The following is a 16879-nucleotide window of genomic DNA, read 5'->3' as shown; positions in this document are numbered from 1 at the left end:
GGGCCCCGTGCTTCTTGGTGCTATCTGGGCGACCGGCTGTGGTCCCTCGGGAGGGTCAGCTGTCGCCGCCCGCGACGCCGGACGTGCCGGCGTTCACGTCGAGCAGGCGGTACTTCTCGACCGCCTTCGCGACGACGTCGGCAGGAACCTCGCCGCGACGGGCGAGCTGCTGCAGCGTCCGGACCACCATCGACGGGCCGTCGATGAGGAAGAAGCGCCGCGCGGCGGCACGCGTGTCGGAGAAGCCGAAGCCGTCCGCACCGAGCACCGCGTAGTCGCCCGGCACCCAGGCGCGGATCTGGTCCGGCACGAGGTGGTCGTAGTCGCTGGTGGCGACGAACGGACCCTGGGCGCCCGACAGCTTCTGCGTCACGTACGGCGTGCGCGGCTCGGCGGTCGGGTTGACGAGGGCGTCCTTCTCGGCGGCGAGCGCGTCGCGACGCAGCTCGTTCCAGCTGGTCACCGACCACACGTCGGCCGACACGCCCCAGTCCTCGGCGAGGAGCTGCTGCGCCTCGAGCGCCCACGGCACGCCCACGCCGGAGGCGAGGAGCTGAGCCTTGGGGCCCTCGGTCTTGGACGTCGAGATCCGGTGGATGCCGCGCAGGATGCCCTCGACGTCCACGTCCTCCGGCTCGGCCGGCTGGATCATCGGCTCGTTGTACACCGTGAGGTAGTACATGACGTTCTGGTCGCGACCGTCGGACCCGTCGCCGTACATGCGCTCGATGCCGTCACGCATGATGTGGCGGATCTCGTAGCCGTACGCCGGGTCGTACTGCACCATCGCCGTGTTGGTGCCGGCGATGAGCGGCGAGTGGCCGTCGGCGTGCTGCAGGCCCTCACCCGTCAGGGTGGTGCGACCGGCGGTGGCGCCGATGATGAAGCCACGGGCGAGCTGGTCGCCGGCGGCCCAGAACTGGTCGCCGGTCCGCTGGAAGCCGAACATCGAGTAGAAGATGTAGACCGGCACCATGGCCTCGCCGTGCGTCGCGTACGACGTGCCCACGGACTGGAAGGCGGCGGCCGAACCGGCCTCGTTGATGCCGGTGTGCATGATCTGCCCGGCCTCGGACTCCTTGTAGCTCAGCATGAGCTCGCGGTCCACGGCGAGGTAGTTCTGCCCCTGCGTGTTGAAGATCTTGGCGCTGGGGAAGATCGCGTCCAGACCGAAGGTGCGGGCCTCGTCGGGGATGATCGGCACGATGCGCTTGCCGAACTCCTTGTCCTTGATGAGGTCCTTAAGCAGACGCACGAACGCCATCGTGCTGGCGACGTGCTGGGTGCCCGAGCCCTTCTTGAGGATCTCGTACGACTTCGGCTCCGGGAGCGTCAGCGGCTTCTGCGTCGTCCGGCGCTCGGGCAGGAACCCGCCCAGGTGCCGGCGGCGCTCCAGCATGTACTGGATCGCCTCGTCGTCCATCCCCGGGTGGTAGTACGGGGGCAGGTACGGGTCGGCGTCGATCTGCTCGTCCGTCAGCGGGATCCGCAGGTTGTCGCGCAGGGCCTTGAGGTCCTCGTTCTTGACCTTCTTCATCTGGTGCGTGGCGTTGCGGCCCGCGAAGCTCGACCCGAGGGCGTAGCCCTTGACCGTCTGCGCGAGGATGACCGTCGGCTGGCCCGTGTGGGCGCGCGCCGCGGAGTACGCCGCGTAGATCTTGCGGTAGTCGTGGCCGCCGCGCTTCATGTTCCAGATGTCGTCGTCGGTCATGTTCTCGACGAGCGCCTTCGTCCGCGGGTCGCGGCCGAAGAAGTGCTCGCGGATGAACGCGCCGGACTCCGCACGGTAGGTCTGGTAGTCGCCGTCGGGCGTGGCGTTCATGAGGTTGACCAGGGCGCGGTCCTTGTCCGCGTTGAGCAGCGCGTCCCACTCGCGGCCCCAGATCACCTTGATGACGTTCCAGCCGGCGCCCTTGAACTGGGCCTCCAGCTCCTGGATGATCTTGCCGTTCCCGCGGACCGGGCCGTCGAGGCGCTGCAGGTTGCAGTTCACGACGAAGGTCAGGTTGTCGAGGGACTGGTGTGCCGCGAGCTGCAGCATGCCGCGCGACTCCGGCTCGTCCATCTCACCGTCGCCGAGGAACGCCCAGACGTCCTGCTGGCTGGTGTCCTTGATCCCGCGGTTGTGCAGGTACTTGTTGGTCCACGCCTGGTAGATCGCCGAGGCCGGGCCGAGGCCCATGGAGACCGTGGGGAACTCCCAGAAGTCCGGCAGCATGCGCGGGTGCGGGTAGGACGGCAGGCCGCCACCGGCGTGCGACTTCTCCTGGCGGAAGCCGTCGAGCGTCTCGGCGGACATCCGGCCCTCGAGGAAGCTGCGGGCGTACTGGCCGGGCGAGGAGTGGCCCTGGAAGTACACCTGGTCGCCGCCGCCGGGGTGGTCCTTGCCGCGGAAGAAGTGGTTCAGGCCCACCTCGTACAGCGTCGCCACCGACGCGTACGAGGAGATGTGACCGCCGACCGCCACCTCGGGGCGCTGCGCGCGCGTCACCATGACGGCGGCGTTCCAGCGGATCCAGGAGCGGTAGCGACGCTCCATCGCCTCGTCGCCCGGGAAGTAGGGCTCGTCGTGCACGGCGATCGAGTTGACGTACGGGGTCGCCACCGACGCAGGGATGTGCACGTTGCGCTCGCGCGCGCGGCGCAGCAGGTTGAGCATGACGTAGCGCGCCCGCGGGCCGCCCTTGTCGTCGATCAGGCCGTCGAACGACTCGACCCACTCGCCGGTCTCGGCGGGGTCGATGTCCGGGACGGCGCTGAGCAGGCCGTTGATCAACGGTCCGGTCTCGTCGTACGAAGCCACCAGCAACCTCTCTCATCTTCGGACGGTGACGGCACGTGGTCGCCGCTCCGGTCCGTGTCAGGCATCCCGTCGTGAGGGCACCGCGACGCGTGGTCGCGACGGTGCGGACCACGAACGGGTGGTCATCACTCATTGTGTCCCCAGACGGGCCGGGGGAACACCATCGGGCGGTCAAGGATCCGTGATCTACGTCATGCCGGGCCCCACGGATGTTGCGGAGGTCACTGTCCGGGCCGGGTCCGGCAAACCGGCAGGGCCCAGGGGGTTGCCGGGCGCGGTCGCTTCGGGTGGACTACGTTGGCGCACACGACCGGCGTCACGCTTCGCGCGCGCGTCGGTACGCGTCAACAGTGGTCAGACGGAGAGGAACGAAGGTCCAACGTGGGTAAGCAGGCGGAATCCCCGGTAGCTCGCTTCGGGTTCGCGGCCGGTCAGGTCGTGCAGGAGTACGGGTGGGGCGACGACGTCGACGACGCGCTCCGGACCGCGGTCGAGGAGGTCATCGGCAGCGAGCTGGTGGACGAGGACTACGACGACGTCACGGACGGCGTCATCCTGTGGTGGCGCGACGACGACGGCGACCTGACGGACATGCTGGTCGACGTCCTGACCGTGCTGGACGACGGCGGCCTGGTCTGGCTGCTCACGCCGAAGCCCGGCCGCGACGGCCACGTCGGTCACGACGAGATCCAGGAGGCCGCGACCACGGCCGGCCTGCACGCCACGAGCACGTTCGCGGTCGCGTCGGACTGGTCGGCCACCAAGCTCGCCAACCGGGGCCGGGGACGCTGAGCCGGTGACCGGCACCGTCCCCGAGGTGCGGTGGGGTCCCGGTGACCCCGCACCGGACTTCACCCTGCCCGACACGCACGGGACGCCCGTGCACCTGGCCGACCTGCGCGGCGAGAACGTGCTGGTCGTCTTCTTCCCCTTCGCCTTCTCCGGCATCTGCACCGGAGAGCTGTGCGAGCTGCGGGACAACATCGAGGACTTCGAGGCCGCAGGGGTCCGGATCCTGGCCGTCTCCACCGACCCGGTGTTCGCGCTCAAGGCATGGCACGAGCAGGAGGGGTTCGGCTTCGACCTGCTCAGCGACTTCTGGCCGCACGGCGCCGTCGCCGAGGCCTACGGCGTCTTCGACGCCACCAGCGGGCACGCCCTGCGCGGCTCGTTCCTCGTCGACGCCGACGGGATCGTGCGCTGGTCGGTCGTCAACCCGCGGGGGCAGCGCCGTGACCTGGAGTCCTACCGGGCGGCGCTCGCCGACGTCTGACCCTGGGGCGGCCGGCGTCAGCGGGCCGTGATGTGCAGCGAGGGCCCCCGCGACCGGTATTCTTGCCTGCGCTGCCAGGGCCTGTAGCTCAGCTGGTCAGAGCGCCACGCTTACACCGTGGATGTCGGGGGTTCGAGTCCCTCCGGGCCCACCACCAGGGAAAATGTCGCGTTGACCTGAAGGTTCGCTAACCGTCGTCGTGGACCCTTCCGAACCCGAACGGACCGAAACCGCGCACCCCGACTTCGGGCGTTCCGCGAGGCTCGTCGACGGTGGTGCTCAATGGCGTGCTGGGTGTTCTCGGCTCGAGTGAACGGCGAGTTGTCCCTTCGATCTGCCGGGTCTCTCATCGGTGGGCCGGCGGCGCACAGCGCTCCGGTCGGACGATGTCGTCCTCCTGCTAGGGCGTCAGCGCTGGTTCTGCCTACCGGTGAGGCTGGCGCCTCCAGACACGGGCCGACGCCGCGCCCTCGGAGCGTCCCTGCCAGAGCCGTACCGCGTTGCCTCCGGCCTGCTGAAGTCGCACGATGCCCCGCACCCGACCTGCGACGTCCGTCGGGCTGTCTTCGACCTCGCGGTGTTCCCTCCTTGCAACCCCTCCTGGCGATCCCTACCGACCCCGCACGGGGTCCTCGCCGGCCTGATCGAACCCGGGCTTCCACAAGTCTGGCACCCGCGGCTGGTCGAGTCCGCCCGGGCGGGATCCTGAGCTCTCGGACCTTTGCGGCATCATTCCTGCATGGAGTGCGGAGGCGGCGAGCTGCCCGACGATGAGGTGACGACCGAGCTACGCCGGCTGGCGTCGACGCTGCGGAGCGAACTGGGTGACAGAGCGGAGATCTCAGGTCCGACGGTCGACGGCGGGGTCGAGGGCCTCACGGTGAGCTCGTCGACCGACGGCTCGGTGGAGGTCTGGGTGATGCAGGACGCGGACGGCGTCGTCGTCGGACTGGGCGGGTGCCCAGGGTGGCAACTGCCGCGGACTCTGGAGAGCGTGGTCGTGGTGCGCGCGATCTTTGAGGCTGCGGCGGCCGGACGGATCGAGGTCGGCACGGGCCGCGGGGTGCGGTCGTACCGCGTTCCGCTGCCCGACGGGACGGTCATGAAGGACAGCAAGACCGGTGTCCTCGCAGCGATGCTGGAGATGCCCTGGAAGCCCCGCATGCGTTGGGGTATCTCGGCGGCGTACAGCGCGTGAAAAGTCTGAGGTAGATCCTGATTGAGGGCGCGCGTCGCACACCTGTCGGGTGTGATGGTCTCGATGCGAGTGATCTCGGCCGGGCAGGGGTACGCCTACCTGCTCGAGTCAGTGTGGAAATCGTGGGTTCGAGTCCCTCCGGGCCCACCTCGCACTGCCGCTGTACCGCGCCTGCCCTCCGAGCGCGGCCCCACGGCACGAATGCGCCACGCGCCGCAGGGTGCGAGGACGCTGTCGCTGCCTCGCACCCTGCGGCGCGGATCGTGCTGCTCGCGGACGGTGACCTGACGGTCAACCACTCATCGAGGTGACCGGGTTCGCCCGGCTCAGAAGAGCGCCTTGACGGCGTCGTTCGCGGCCTTGAGCTCCTTCTCGGGGTCGGCGCCCTGGGCGATGTTCTGCATGGCGTCCTGGACGGCCACGGAGATCTCGGCGGACTTCTCGAAGGCCGGGATCAGGTAGGTGTCGCCCGCGTCCACGACGGACACGAACGGCGTCGGGTCGATCCCGTCCTTCTTCCAGGCGGCGAGCGCGGCGTCGGTGCCCGCCGTGGTGGCCGGGAAGATCTTGCCGAAGTCGCCGACCTTGCTCTGGCAGTCCGACGAGGCCAGGTAGGCGACGAGGCCGGTGGCCTCCTCCGGGTGCTTGGTCCCCGTCCAGACCGAGTCGGCGAGGCTGTTGGTGGCGGCCTTGCGACCCTCGGGCCCCTCGGGGACCGGGGCGAACGCGAAGTCGATCGACTCGTCGTCGCCGAGGTAGGTGGACGCCATCCACGACCCGGCGAAGGACGATGCGACGTTGCCGCTCTCCAGGACCGCCTGGGTGCCGAGCGACGACGTCTCGTCGAAGCGCGGCATGTAGCCGGCCTCGATCTGCTTCTGGATCCAGCCGGCGGTCTCCACCAGTGCGGGGGAGGAGAAGTCCACCGACGCCGGGTCGGCGGGGTCGGTGAAGAACTCGAAGCCGTTCGCGGCCGCGAGGTTGCCCCAGCCGTTCTGGCCCGTGGCGCCGTCGGCCCACTCGGGGTAGAAGCCGTAGACGGCGACGTCGGACGAGTCGAAGGCGGGGTCGTCTCCAGTCCTCCCCGCGGAGTCCACCGAAGTGGACCTGATGAACTTGCCGAAGGTTCCCCCGTCGTCCGGGTTCCACGTCAGGGCGTTCATGTCGTCGGCGCTGTAGCCGGCCTTCGTGGCAGCCTTGGAGTCGTACAGGAACCCGACGGTGTCCCAGTCCTTCGGCAGGCCGAGGCGCTTGCCGTCGTAGACCCACCGGTCGGCGAGCCCGGGCTTGAAGGCGTCGAAGTCGACGTCGGACTCGGCCTGGCTGAGGTCCAGCAGCTGGTTGGTGCTGGCGTACTGGCGGAAGTACGAGATCTGGTTGACGAACACGTCGGGACCGGTGCCGGCGGTCACCTGGGTGCTCAGGTTCTGCCAGTACTGCGCCCACGCCGTCTGGGTGATCTTGACGGTGACACCGGGGTGGGCGGCCTCGAAGTCGTCGACGCACGCCTGGTAGAGCGGCACCTGGGTGTCGTCCCACATCCAGTAGTTCAGCTCGACGTCGCCGGACCCTCCGTCCGAGCCGGCGGACGAGCAGCCGGCCAGCAGGAGGAGCGAGACGGCGCCGAGCGCGGTGACGGACCTGAACCTCTTCATCGTGGTTCCTCTCAGGGATGGTCGCCCCGGCGGGGCGTGGGTGGGAGAGCAGGGCGGAGCCGAGAGCAGGCGAAGGTGCCCGCGCAGGTGCTACTTGCCGCCGGAGAAGTTGATCGACTGGACGAGCCGCTTGCCGAGGAAGATCAGCAGGATCAGCACCGGGACGACCGAGAGGGTCGAGCCCGCCATGAGCCCGGTCCAGTCCGGGGTGGTGTTGGGGGACTGCTGCTGGAACACACCGAGCGCGACGGTCAGCACGCGGGTGCCCTCGCCGTTGGCGGCCACCAGCGGCCAGAGGTAGTCCTTCCACATCCCCACGAGGGTGATGAGCATCATCGTGGCGAGGGGGCCGGTGCTCATGGGCAGCGTGATCCGGAAGAACCGGCCGACCGGGCCGATGCCGTCGATCATCGCCGCCTCTTCCACCTCGCGGGGGAGCGAGAGGAAGAACTGTCGCAGGAAGAAGATGGTGAAAGGGCTGACGAGGAGCGCGGGGGTCACCAGGCCGGCGAAGGTGTTGATCAGGCCGAGCTGGCGTACGAGCGCGTAGTTGGGCAGCAGCGTGAAGATGCCCGGGATGAGCAGTCCGCTGAGGATGATGCCGAACACGACGTCCCGTCCCGGGAAGCGGAGCCGGGCGAAGGTGTAGGCGGCGGCGGCGCAGGACAGGGTCTGGACGACGGCGATCGACCCCGCGTACAGCAACGAGTTGATCGTGTACCTCAGGAAGTCGATCGAGGCGCCGGTGCCGCCCGCGGCGACCGCCTCCTCGAGCGACGTCAGGCCGAGGACGCGCGCGAAGTTCACCGTGGTGGGGTTCGTCGGCCAGACCTGCGACGCGTCGGCCACGAGCTCCGTGGCGGGGGTCAGCGCGGTGCGGACCATCCAGTAGAAGGGGAAGACGGTCGCGACGACGACGATCGCCAGGAAGGCCCACGCGACGATGCGGCCCACGGGCGGACGCCGGCGGGTGCCGGTCAAGGTCGGCGCACTCATGCCAGGTCCGATCGGTTGGCTCGCATGAGGCGCATCTGGACGGCGGTGAAGACGCCCAGGATGACGACCAGCAGGAGCGAGACGGCGGAGGCGTAACCCATCCGGAAGAACGAGAACGCCTGCTGGTAGATGAAGTAGTAGATGACCCGGACCTCGGGCAGCGGGTTGTTGCCGTACCCCACCTGGACCAGGTCGAAGACCTGGAAGGAGCCGATCAGGCTCATGACGAGGACCAGGGCGACGACGGGGCGCACCAGGGGCATGGTGATCGCGAAGAACATGCGGGACTCGGTCGCACCGTCGAGAGCGCCGGCCTCGTAGAGGTCCGCGGGGACCTGGAGCATGCCCGCGTAGAGCAGGAGGGCCGTGTAGCCGAGCCCGGACCAGATCGAGATCGTCACGAGGATGGGAAGGGCTGCGTCCGGGTTGTAGAAGGTGAACCCGTGCAGTCCGATCGAGTCGAGGAGCCTCTTGAGATACCCGAGGTTCGAGTCGAGGAGCCAGCCCCAGATGAGGGCGATGGCGACGTTGGGCACGAGCCAGGGCAGCAGCAGGACCGAGCGGACCCAGGTGCGCAGCCGCAGGCGCTGCATGAGCGCGGCGAGCACCAGCGCCAGGAAGGTGCCGAGCACGATGTTGGCGACCGCGAAGACGGCCGTGACGCGCAGCGCCGACCAGACGGCGGGGTCGGCGAGCATCGTGGTGATGTTCTCCGCACCGACGAACCGGGGCTCGTTCAGCAGGTTGAAGTCGGTGAGCGAGTAGTAGATGCCGCGGATCGTCGGATAGACGTAGAACACGGCGAACCCGGCGAGCGCCGGGGCAAGGAGCAACGCGGCCGCGGAGCGGTCTGCGCGGCGCACCCCGCGTCTGCGGGGCAAGGACTCGGCCTTGGCGACCCTCTTCATCGAGCCTCCTCGTGGCGGGGCCAGCCCGCCGAGATGAACCAACGCGGGAACTGAACCAGGGGGCTACCGGTTTTGTCAATGACTTGATAGAACTAGCCCTGCAGGCACGTCGCGCCTCGATGTCGCGGCTCCCAGCCCGTACAGTCCTGCCTCGACAGACCCCAAGGAGGAGATCGCCCTGGCACGAGTCCATCAGGTCCGCGCACGCCATCTGCTCACGGCGATCGAGGCGGTCCGCACCCTGGGAACACCCACGACTGCGCAGGTCATCGAGCACACCGGTCTGTCCCGGCCCAGCGTGATCTCCCTCCTCGAGGAGCTCGAGGAGCTGGGCTGGGTCGCCGTCGAGGACCCCGTGCCGGACGGCAGCGGGGGGCGTCCCCCGCAACGTTTCCGGTTCCGGGTGGAGGCCGGCCGGCTCGTCGGCGTCGACGTCGGCCTGCACCGCGTCACCGCGGTCCTGACCGACCTGGCGGGTGCGGTGATCGCGTCCGACGAGGCCGCCGTCGCGCCCGAGGCGCTGCCTCCGGAGCGGCTCGCCGCTCTCGACTCCGTCGTGGCCCGCCTGCTCGACCAGGCGAGGCTCGACGCCACGGCCGTGTGGGCGGCCGCCGTCGCCCTCACGGGCCCGGTGACCCCGACCGGTGCGACCCTCCCCGGCGGGCCGTTGCCGGGCTGGGGCTCCGTGGACCTGGTGGCCCACGTGCGCGCCCGCTTCGGCTGGACCGTCCAGGTGGTCAACGACGTGATGTCGGCGCTGCTCGCCGAGTCGACCTGGGGCGCTGCCCAGGGTTCGCAGGACGTGGTCTTCGTGCTGGCCAGCGTCCGCACCGGCGCCGCCGCCCTCGTCAGCGGACGCCTGCTGCGGGGGCACGCCGGGATCGCGGGGGAGATCGGTGCCCTCCCGGACGTGCACTGGCTCCGGGCACTGGAGGACCTCACGGGGCAGGACGACGACATCTCCCTCCAGGAGCAGCAGGAGCTCATCCGCGCCGTGTTCGACGCGGCGCGGGCGGGGGACACGCAGGCCCAGGAACGGGTCGAGGCCTATGCGCGCGACGTGGCGACCGGTGCCGCGGCGCTGACGCTGACCACCGACCCCGAGGTCCTCGTCGTGGGCGGCGGGCAGGCGCGCTGGGCCGACCAGTGGGTGGACGCCTTCTCGGCCCGGGTGCGCGCCAACGTGATCCGGATGCCGCAGGTACGTGTCTCGACGCTCGGCGGGGACCACGTGGCGCGAGGAGCCGTCCGGCTCGCCCTCGACGAGGTCGAGAAGACCTACTTCTCGACGACGGTCCTCGCGGTGCCCGCCCAGGGATTCCGGTGATCGGGGCACACGCGCGCGCCGGGCTGCTCGGCCTCGACGGCCATCCCTGGGTCTCGTCACCGGCTGAGCCGGACCTGACGGAACGGCTGCGGGGCGCGCTCCACGCCGCGACCGCACCCGACGTCTCGGACCTCCCGGCCCGGCGCGCGGTCCCCGCCCTCGTGGAGCTCGTCGAGGAGTCCGTCGACCGGTACCGCGGCTTCGGCCTGCCGGACCAGGTCGCCGTGCAGACGCTCGCCGACGTCGGGCGGAAGGTCCGGTGGTACGACGGGGACATCGACACCCCGTGGCTGCTCGGTCTGCTGCGCGCGGACGTGGTCGGCGTAGGTCGCCTCCAGGCGGAGCGGGTGCCCGGCGAGCACGGACGCGCGCTGCACGTGCCCGAGGCCGGCCCGTTGGCCGCCGCGGCCGTCGACGAGGCGCTGACCGGGCTCCGCAGGCTGCTCGACGACGCGCCGATGACCTGTACGTCCTGGCTGCTCGACCGCCGCGTGCTCGAGCTCCGACCGGACAGCAACCTCGTGCGGTTCCGGGCGCGGTTCGACATCGCGGACGGCGAGCCCGCACCCGCCGAGGACGACGTGACCGACGGCGACCGCGCCGTCGCCCGGTTCGTCTTCCGCCGACCGGTCGCGGAGGTCCGCGACCGTGCCGAGGTGCACCCCAGCACGAGCCTGGAGCGCCTCGTCGCAAGCACCCTGCGCAGCGGCGCGCACTGGACCGAGCCCACCGGGCACCTCGCCACCCTCGGGTGCTGACGGCGTGCCGCGTCTGCCCCCTCCGACCGACGAAGGACGACGATGACCACGACCCAGACCGACCCGTCCGGCCTCACCGAGGCCACCGAGCTGACCGAGCCCACCGAGCGCACCGAGCAGACCGAGCAGACCGAGCTCGGCCTGCTGCCCGGCGAGCGCTGGTGGGGTGGCCTCGCGGCGGACGGGCCGGCCATGCCGTTCGGCGTCGAGCCGCACAGCCGTGACCTCGCCGTCGAGGCGGGCACCAACCAGTCCGCGCCCGTCCTGCTCTCCAGCGCCGGCCGGTACGTCTGGTCCGCACGGCCGTTCGCCTTCGCCTTCTCCGGCGACCGGCTCGCCCTGGAGGGCCGGGGAGTCGTCGTCCGGCACCCCGGGCACACGCTGCGCGACGCCTATCAGGCGGCGGCGCGCGCGCACTTCCCTGCCACGGGCGCGGCGCCCGCACGGGCGCTGTTCACCGGCCCGCAGTACAACTCATGGATCCAGATGCCGTACCGGCCGAGCCAGGACGCCGTGGTCGCCTACGTCCGCGAGCTCCTGGACGACGGGCTGCCTCCGGGCGTCGTCATGGTCGACGACATGTGGTCCGAGGACTACGGCGTCTGGGAGTTCGCCGAGGCGCGCTTCCCGGACCCCGCAGCGATGGTCGCCGAGCTCCATGCCCTCGGCTGCTCGGTGATGCTGTGGGTGGTGCCGTGGATCAGCCCCGACTCGGCGGCGTTCCGCGAGCTCGAGCCGCTCGGCCTCCTACTGCGGGGCGCGGACGGGCAGACCGTCGTGCGGCGTTGGTGGAACGGGCTCTCGGCACTGCTCGACCTCTCGCGACCGGAAGCCGTCGACTGGATGCGCACGAGGCTTCGGTCCCTCCAGCAGCGGTACGGGATCGACGGGTTCAAGATGGACGGCGGTGACCTGCAGGACTACCGCATCGACGACCAGGCGCGCGGGTACGAGCCCGTCGACATGGTCAAGGCGTGGTCGGCGCTGGGCGAGGAGTTCGCGTTCAACGAGATGCGCGCCTCCTGGGCCACCGGGGGCCGGGCCCTGGCGCAGCGGGTCCAGGACAAGCCTCCGACCTGGGAGGCGGTGCGGTCGCTGGTGCCCACCATGGTGGCGCAAGGGCTGCTCGGCATGCCGTTCACCTGCCCGGACATGGTCGGCGGCGGCGAGGTCGGGTCGATGGGCGAGGTCGAGGTCGTCGACCAGGAGCTGTTCGTCCGCTACGCCCAGGTCGCGGCACTGTCGCCGATGATGCAGTTCTCCCTCTCACCGGCCCGCGCGCTCGACGACGCGCACCTCCCGGCGGTGCGAGCGGCGGTGAACCTTCGCCAGTCGCTGCTGCCCGACCTCATGGGGCTGGTCGACGTCGCTGCCGCCACCGGCGAGCCGGTGGTCCGGCACATGGCTTACCACGCTCCCGGACTCGAGGACGTCACGGACCAGTACTTCCTCGGCCCCGACCTCCTCGTCGCCCCCGTGGTCGAGCCAGGTGCCACCGTGCGGTCGGTGGTCCTGCCCGACGGGGACTGGAGGGGTGCGTCCGGTGAGACGATCTCCGGTCCGGCGACGGTGGAGGTGCCGGTCGGCATCGACAGCATCCCGGTGTTCCGCCGGGTGTGACCCGACCGCACCCTCACACGAGGCTTCGCGCCTGCTCGGCGCCCGCCACGTCGCCCACCGACTCGCAGACGTCGACGAGCCGGGCCTGGTCCGCGCGCGCCTCCTCGATCCGGCCACGGACGACGAGCGCGCCGATCCTGATGCGCAGCGCCCGCATGAGGAAGTCCACCGTGTTGACGGTCTCCAGGAGGAGCAGGGCGTGCTCGGCGCTGACGATGGCCTCGTCCCAGCGCTCGAGCTTCGCCAGGTGGCTCGCGGTCGTGATCACGCTGGCGGCGCGGGTGTAGGCGGCGATATGGCTGGTCACCGCACAGGCGGGGTCGTCGAGGTCGGCGAGCACCCGGCGCTCGTGCTCGATGGCCTCCTCGCGGCGTCCCATCACCCCGAGCGTGACTGCGACGCTGCGCCGCGCCTGGAGGTGGCCCTCGGCGTCGCCGGCGGCCAGCAGGAGGCGCTCGGCCTCGCGGGCGCTGCGCAGCGCCTCCTCCAGGCGCCCGCCCAGCCGGTAGGCGAGCGAGGCGTACGTCGCCGCCCAGCCTGCTTGGCGCGTGTCTCCCGCCCGTGCGGCCGCCTCGGACGCCTCGAGGGCGCAGGCCAGCCCGCGCTCCGGCTCTGCCCGGGTGAACATCTCGGCCCACGCCAGGTAGCCGAGCTGCGTGGCGAGAGCCTGGTCGTCCCCGAGGGCGCGCGCCGACCGGGTCCCCATGTCGAACACGTCGTGCCAGTGCCCCCAGAAGACCCAGAGGTCGGAGAACCAGTGCAGGGACTCCGCGACGTCGACGACCCGCTGGTGCTCGCCGACCCGCGCAGAGTCCTGCAGCGCGCGGAGCCAGAGCTCCGCCTCGGCGCGGATCCACGCCTGCGCGCGATCGCTGGAGGAGAGGTCGACCAGGGCGTCCGGGTCCGCGGGTGCGTACCCGTACTCCGGCTCGAACCAGCGACCTGCCTGGATCGTCAGGGCGAGCAGCCAGCGCCGGAGGTCGATCTCCACCGCGACGCGCCGCTCCACGGGCTCGTCGTCGTGGAAGCGGTCGCGCGCGAAGAGCCGCAGCAGGTCATGCAGGTGGTAGCGCCCCTGCACCGCGGGCTGGACGAGCCCCAGGTCCTCGAGCTCGTCGAGGAGATCCTCCGCGGTCGCGAGGTCGGTGCCGGCCAGGCGGGCCGCGACCGGGACGCTGAACGTCGCCCCGCCGAGCAGCGACAGCCGCCGGAAGATCGTCCTGCCGTCGTCCGACAACCGGTCGTAGGACAGGGCGATCGCGTTGCGGATGCGGAGGTCGCCGGCGCGCAGCCCGTCGATCCGGCGGTCCTCCGCCCTGAGGCGGGCCGCGAGGTCGTCGACGGTCCAGCTCGGGCGGCTGGCGACGCGGTTGCCCGCGATCCGCAGGGCCAGGGGCACGTGGCCGCACAGGGACGCCAGCCTGTCGAGATCGCTCCCCGCGGACTGCGGGTGCGGCACGATCTGGCCGAGCATCGCGACGGCGTCGCTCGGCGAGAGCGTCCCGAGGGGGACGCGCAGGACGTCCTCGAGCCCGGAGAGCGTCCCGCGGCTCGTGACGAGGACGGCCGTCGGGCCCGTGGCGGGGATGACGGGGCGCACCTGCTCCTCGGACGCGGCGTTGTCGAGGACGATCAGCGCCTTGCGCCGACGGGTGACGCGGTCCCACAGCGCGGCGGCGTCCTCGAGCGCGGACGGCGCGGCCCCGGTCTGCGGGTCGAGCGCGTGGATCAGCCGGTTCAGGACGGTCGACGCGTCGAGGGGTCGTGCGTCGTAACCGCGCAGGTCGACGAAGTAGACGTCCTCGAAGCGGCCGTGCTGGTCCGTCGCCAGCTGGACCGCCAGGGTCGTCTTCCCGAACCCTGGCGGTCCGCTGATCACCGCGACGGGCGAGGGCGCTTCCGGTGCCCCGCGCCCGAGGTGCTCGCCCAGCAGGTCGAGCTCGCGAGCGCGGCCCGTGAAGTCGGCGACGGCCCGAGGCAGCGGCACCGCGCCCGGGGGAGCCGGGGAGGGTGTCCGGGTGCGCCCCGCGCGGGCCGCCGCGGTCAGCTCGGCGCGCGCCCCAAGTTCCAGTCCGAGCGCGTCCGCGAGCAGCTCGATGGTCCGGCGCTGCGGGCCGGTGCTGACGCCCCGTTCGATGTCGCTGATGGTGCGGTCGCTGACCGTGGACAGGTCGGCGAGCCGTTCGAGCGTCATGTCCGCGGATAGGCGCAGGCGGCGCAGGGTCGCGCCCAGGCTCTCGTGCTGCATCCGGCTCCCTCTGTCGCACGCTCGTCCCGCGGATCGTAAGCGGTGGGCGAGCCGTGGCGTGCGCCGCCGCCACCTGCCGGGCGGTCGGGCCTGCTGGTCAGCCGTGCTGCCGGACGGCGTCCACGATCACGGCCGCGACGACGTCGGGGTGGGAGACGGCGACGGAGTGGGACGCCCCGGGCACCTCGGTGACGTGCGCGCTGCCGGACCGGTCCGCCATGAAGCGGAGCCCGGCGACCGGGATGTTCCGGTCCGCGTCGCCGAACACGAAGGACGAGGGCAGCGACCGCCAGGCGGGGTGGGCGGCGCCGAGCCGCTCCGCCAGGGCGAGGTCGCGGATCGGCCGCTGGGTCGCCGCCTGCAGCGCCGCCTCGTGCGGGGGGACGTCGGCGGCGAACTGCTCGCCGAACAGCGCCCGGTCGACGTACAGGTCGTTCGTGCCGTCACCGAGCGGGACCGATCGCACCGTGCCCCCCAGGGTGCTCCCGGGGAACTTGTCGGTGAGCTCGAAGCAGCTCTCGCCGTGGTCGGGCGCGAACGCGGCGACGTACACGAGCCCGACCACGCCAGGGTTGTCGCTCGCCGCCTCGGTGATCACGGCGCCCCCGTAGGAGTGCCCGACCAGGACGACAGGCCCCTCGACGGCCTCGACCACCCGCCGCACGTTCTCGGCGTCGGTGGCGACGCTGCGCAACGGGTTCGGGGTGGCGAAGGCGGGGACGTCGGCCGCGGCGAGACGGGAGAGCACACCGGACCAGCTGGCCGACTCGGCGAACGCGCCGTGGACCAGGACGACCGTGGGGACTGCAGACATGGGAGCTCCTCGGAGACGGGTGTCGGAGCTGCCAGTCCATCGGCGCCGCGCCGTCGCGCGCCACGAAGAACAGGCGCAGGACTCGGCTCCCCGTTCTGCGTGCGTTCTGCGTGGTGCAAGTGGTCCCTGGGCGGTGTGATGAGAGCACACAGCCTCATCGCCGACGCCCCCGCCGAGCTCGGCTGACGACCCCGTGTCCCACCCCACCATCAGCACCACCCCCGACCAGGAAGGCCGTCCCATGCAGGGCAACCCCCGGAACATCTCTCTCGAGCAGGCTGCGCAGGAGTTCGTCGACGCCACGGCGAACCCGCCGTACCTCTACGACCTCGGACCCGAGGAGGGCCGCAAGGCCGTCGACTCCGTGCAGGACGCGGAGATCTGGAAGCCCGACATCGACGAGGAGTGGATCACCGTCGACGGCGGCCCCACCGGCTCGGTGCGGGTACGGATCGTGCGGCCGCGCGGCGCGACCGGCGTCCTGCCGGTCATCGTCTACACGCACGGTGCGGGCTGGGTGTTCGGCGACGCGCACACGCACGACCGGCTCGTGCGCGACCTGGCGGTCGGGACCGGCGCGGCCGTCGTGTTCCCCGAGTACGACCGCTCGCCCGACGTCCGCTACCCGGTCGCCAACGAGCAGTCCTACGCGGTGGCGTCCTGGGTGGCGCGCTCCGGCGCGGAGAAGGACCTCGACGGCTCGCGCGTCGCGATCGCCGGCGACTCGGTCGGCGGGAACATGGCGATCGCCCTGACGCTCATGGCGAAGGAGCGCGGCGACGTCGCGTTCCGGGGTCAGGTGCTGTTCTACCCGGTGACGAACGCGGCGTTCGACACGCCGTCGTACGAGGAGTTCGCGGACGGCTACTTCCTCTCGCGCACCGGCATGCAGTGGTTCTGGGACCAGTACACGACCGACGAGGCCGAGCGGGCCGAGATCACGGCGTCGCCGCTCCGGGCGACGACCGAGCAGCTCGCGGGCCTCCCGCCGGCGCTCGTCATCAACGCGGAGGCCGACGTGCTCCGGGACGAGGGCGAGGCTTTCGCGGGCAAGCTGCGCGACGCGGGCGTGCCGGTGACGCAGGTCCGGTACGCCGCGATCATCCACGACTTCGTCATGGTGAACTCGATGCACGACACCCACGCGGCGAAGGCCGCTGTCGCCCAGGCGGTGGCGTTCCTCAAGGACGCGCTCGACGGCTGACTCGGCCGGCCGCCCCCGCCGCCCGGGGAGTTCCCGGGCGGCGGCGGCGGCCGGGCGGGGCGCCCCGCCCGCCGG

General features: G+C 71.4%; 13 protein-coding genes and 1 tRNA gene. 8 read left to right on the top strand and 6 right to left on the bottom strand.

From position 1 onward, the window contains the following. Window positions 1-55 precede the first annotated feature (55 nt). On the bottom strand, window positions 56-2803 hold the full coding sequence (gene aceE, locus ACFT55_RS11785; RefSeq protein WP_380244018.1) for a pyruvate dehydrogenase (acetyl-transferring), homodimeric type: 2748 nt from the start codon (window positions 2801-2803) through the stop codon (window positions 56-58). Window positions 2804-3184: 381 nt separating this feature from the next. Here aceE and ACFT55_RS11780 point away from each other — a divergent pair, with 381 nt between their 5' ends. The 4 genes from ACFT55_RS11780 (at window position 3185) to ACFT55_RS11765 (ending at window position 5274) form a co-directional block, all read left to right on the top strand. Then, the gene (locus ACFT55_RS11780) at window positions 3185-3595 is read left to right on the top strand and encodes a DUF3052 domain-containing protein (protein WP_380244017.1); all 411 of its coding nucleotides are present in this window, start codon (window positions 3185-3187) and stop codon (window positions 3593-3595) included. Window positions 3596-3599: 4 nt separating this feature from the next. Then, the gene (locus ACFT55_RS11775) at window positions 3600-4076 is read left to right on the top strand and encodes a peroxiredoxin (RefSeq protein ID WP_380244016.1); all 477 of its coding nucleotides are present in this window, start codon (window positions 3600-3602) and stop codon (window positions 4074-4076) included. 77 nt (window positions 4077-4153) lie between these two features. After that, window positions 4154-4230: transfer RNA gene (locus tag ACFT55_RS11770), tRNA-Val, on the top strand. A 585-nt stretch (window positions 4231-4815) separates the two neighbouring features. Further along, on the top strand, window positions 4816-5274 hold the full coding sequence (locus tag ACFT55_RS11765) for a hypothetical protein (protein ID WP_380244015.1): 459 nt from the start codon (window positions 4816-4818) through the stop codon (window positions 5272-5274). A 326-nt stretch (window positions 5275-5600) separates the two neighbouring features. On the opposite strand, the gene ACFT55_RS11760 is transcribed toward ACFT55_RS11765, so the two are convergent. The 3 genes from ACFT55_RS11760 to ACFT55_RS11750 all read right to left on the bottom strand — a co-directional run bounded on the left by ACFT55_RS11760 (window position 5601) and on the right by ACFT55_RS11750 (window position 8833). Continuing rightward, the gene (locus tag ACFT55_RS11760; RefSeq protein WP_380244014.1) at window positions 5601-6929 is read right to left on the bottom strand and encodes an ABC transporter substrate-binding protein; all 1329 of its coding nucleotides are present in this window, start codon (window positions 6927-6929) and stop codon (window positions 5601-5603) included. A gap of 90 nt (window positions 6930-7019) precedes the next feature. Beyond that, window positions 7020-7925, bottom strand: coding sequence for a carbohydrate ABC transporter permease (locus ACFT55_RS11755; protein ID WP_380244013.1), 906 nt, complete (start codon window positions 7923-7925; stop codon window positions 7020-7022). Further along, the gene (locus tag ACFT55_RS11750; protein WP_380244012.1) at window positions 7922-8833 is read right to left on the bottom strand and encodes a carbohydrate ABC transporter permease; all 912 of its coding nucleotides are present in this window, start codon (window positions 8831-8833) and stop codon (window positions 7922-7924) included. The genes ACFT55_RS11755 and ACFT55_RS11750 overlap by 4 nt, the downstream gene beginning before the upstream one ends. A 172-nt stretch (window positions 8834-9005) precedes the next feature. On the opposite strand from ACFT55_RS11750, the gene ACFT55_RS11745 reads away from it, so the two are divergent. The 3 genes from ACFT55_RS11745 to ACFT55_RS11735 are packed head-to-tail and all read left to right on the top strand — an operon-like array spanning window position 9006 to window position 12538. Further along, window positions 9006-10160, top strand: coding sequence for an ROK family protein (locus ACFT55_RS11745; RefSeq protein ID WP_380244020.1), 1155 nt, complete (start codon window positions 9006-9008; stop codon window positions 10158-10160). Continuing rightward, window positions 10157-10918, top strand: a complete 762-nt coding sequence (locus ACFT55_RS11740) for a hypothetical protein (RefSeq protein WP_380244011.1) — start codon at window positions 10157-10159, stop codon at window positions 10916-10918. Before ACFT55_RS11745 ends, ACFT55_RS11740 begins: the two co-directional genes overlap by 4 nt. 42 nt (window positions 10919-10960) lie before the next feature. Beyond that, complete coding sequence (locus ACFT55_RS11735; protein ID WP_380244010.1) at window positions 10961-12538, top strand: glycoside hydrolase family 31 protein; 1578 nt, start codon at window positions 10961-10963, stop codon at window positions 12536-12538. Window positions 12539-12551: 13 nt separating this feature from the next. Here ACFT55_RS11735 and ACFT55_RS11730 read toward each other — a convergent pair whose 3' ends face one another. Both ACFT55_RS11730 and ACFT55_RS11725 read right to left on the bottom strand, forming a co-directional pair. Then, a complete protein-coding gene (locus ACFT55_RS11730) occupies window positions 12552-14786 on the bottom strand; it encodes a helix-turn-helix domain-containing protein (RefSeq protein ID WP_380244009.1) in 2235 nt (744 codons plus the stop codon). A gap of 97 nt (window positions 14787-14883) precedes the next feature. Continuing rightward, the gene (locus ACFT55_RS11725; RefSeq protein WP_380244008.1) at window positions 14884-15600 is read right to left on the bottom strand and encodes an alpha/beta fold hydrolase; all 717 of its coding nucleotides are present in this window, start codon (window positions 15598-15600) and stop codon (window positions 14884-14886) included. Window positions 15601-15841: 241 nt separating this feature from the next. On the opposite strand from ACFT55_RS11725, the gene ACFT55_RS11720 reads away from it, so the two are divergent. Then, entirely contained in the window at window positions 15842-16804 is a 963-nt protein-coding gene (locus tag ACFT55_RS11720) for an alpha/beta hydrolase (RefSeq protein ID WP_380244019.1), read from the top strand. Window positions 16805-16879 lie beyond the last annotated feature (75 nt).

It is taken from the genome of Isoptericola sp. NPDC057191, assembly GCF_042670225.1.
Classification (GTDB): domain Bacteria; phylum Actinomycetota; class Actinomycetes; order Actinomycetales; family Cellulomonadaceae; genus Isoptericola.
Note: the sequence above shows the minus strand (reverse complement) of the source record. Positions and strands in the feature narration are given on the sequence as shown.

What these genes read in the sequence shown, in the direction of transcription:
- ACFT55_RS11760 (WP_380244014.1), bottom strand. Translation starts at nt 6,929, where the DNA reads ATGAAGAGGTTCAGGTCCGTCACCGCGCTCGGCGCCGTCTCGCTCCTC.
- ACFT55_RS11725 (WP_380244008.1), bottom strand. Translation starts at nt 15,600, where the DNA reads ATGTCTGCAGTCCCCACGGTCGTCCTGGTCCACGGCGCGTTCGCCGAG.
- ACFT55_RS11735 (WP_380244010.1), top strand. Translation starts at nt 10,961, where the DNA reads ATGACCACGACCCAGACCGACCCGTCCGGCCTCACCGAGGCCACCGAG.
- ACFT55_RS11720 (WP_380244019.1), top strand. Translation starts at nt 15,842, where the DNA reads ATGCAGGGCAACCCCCGGAACATCTCTCTCGAGCAGGCTGCGCAGGAG.
- ACFT55_RS11755 (WP_380244013.1), bottom strand. Translation starts at nt 7,925, where the DNA reads ATGAGTGCGCCGACCTTGACCGGCACCCGCCGGCGTCCGCCCGTGGGC.
- ACFT55_RS11765 (WP_380244015.1), top strand. Translation starts at nt 4,816, where the DNA reads ATGGAGTGCGGAGGCGGCGAGCTGCCCGACGATGAGGTGACGACCGAG.
- ACFT55_RS11730 (WP_380244009.1), bottom strand. Translation starts at nt 14,786, where the DNA reads ATGCAGCACGAGAGCCTGGGCGCGACCCTGCGCCGCCTGCGCCTATCC.
- ACFT55_RS11750 (WP_380244012.1), bottom strand. Translation starts at nt 8,833, where the DNA reads ATGAAGAGGGTCGCCAAGGCCGAGTCCTTGCCCCGCAGACGCGGGGTG.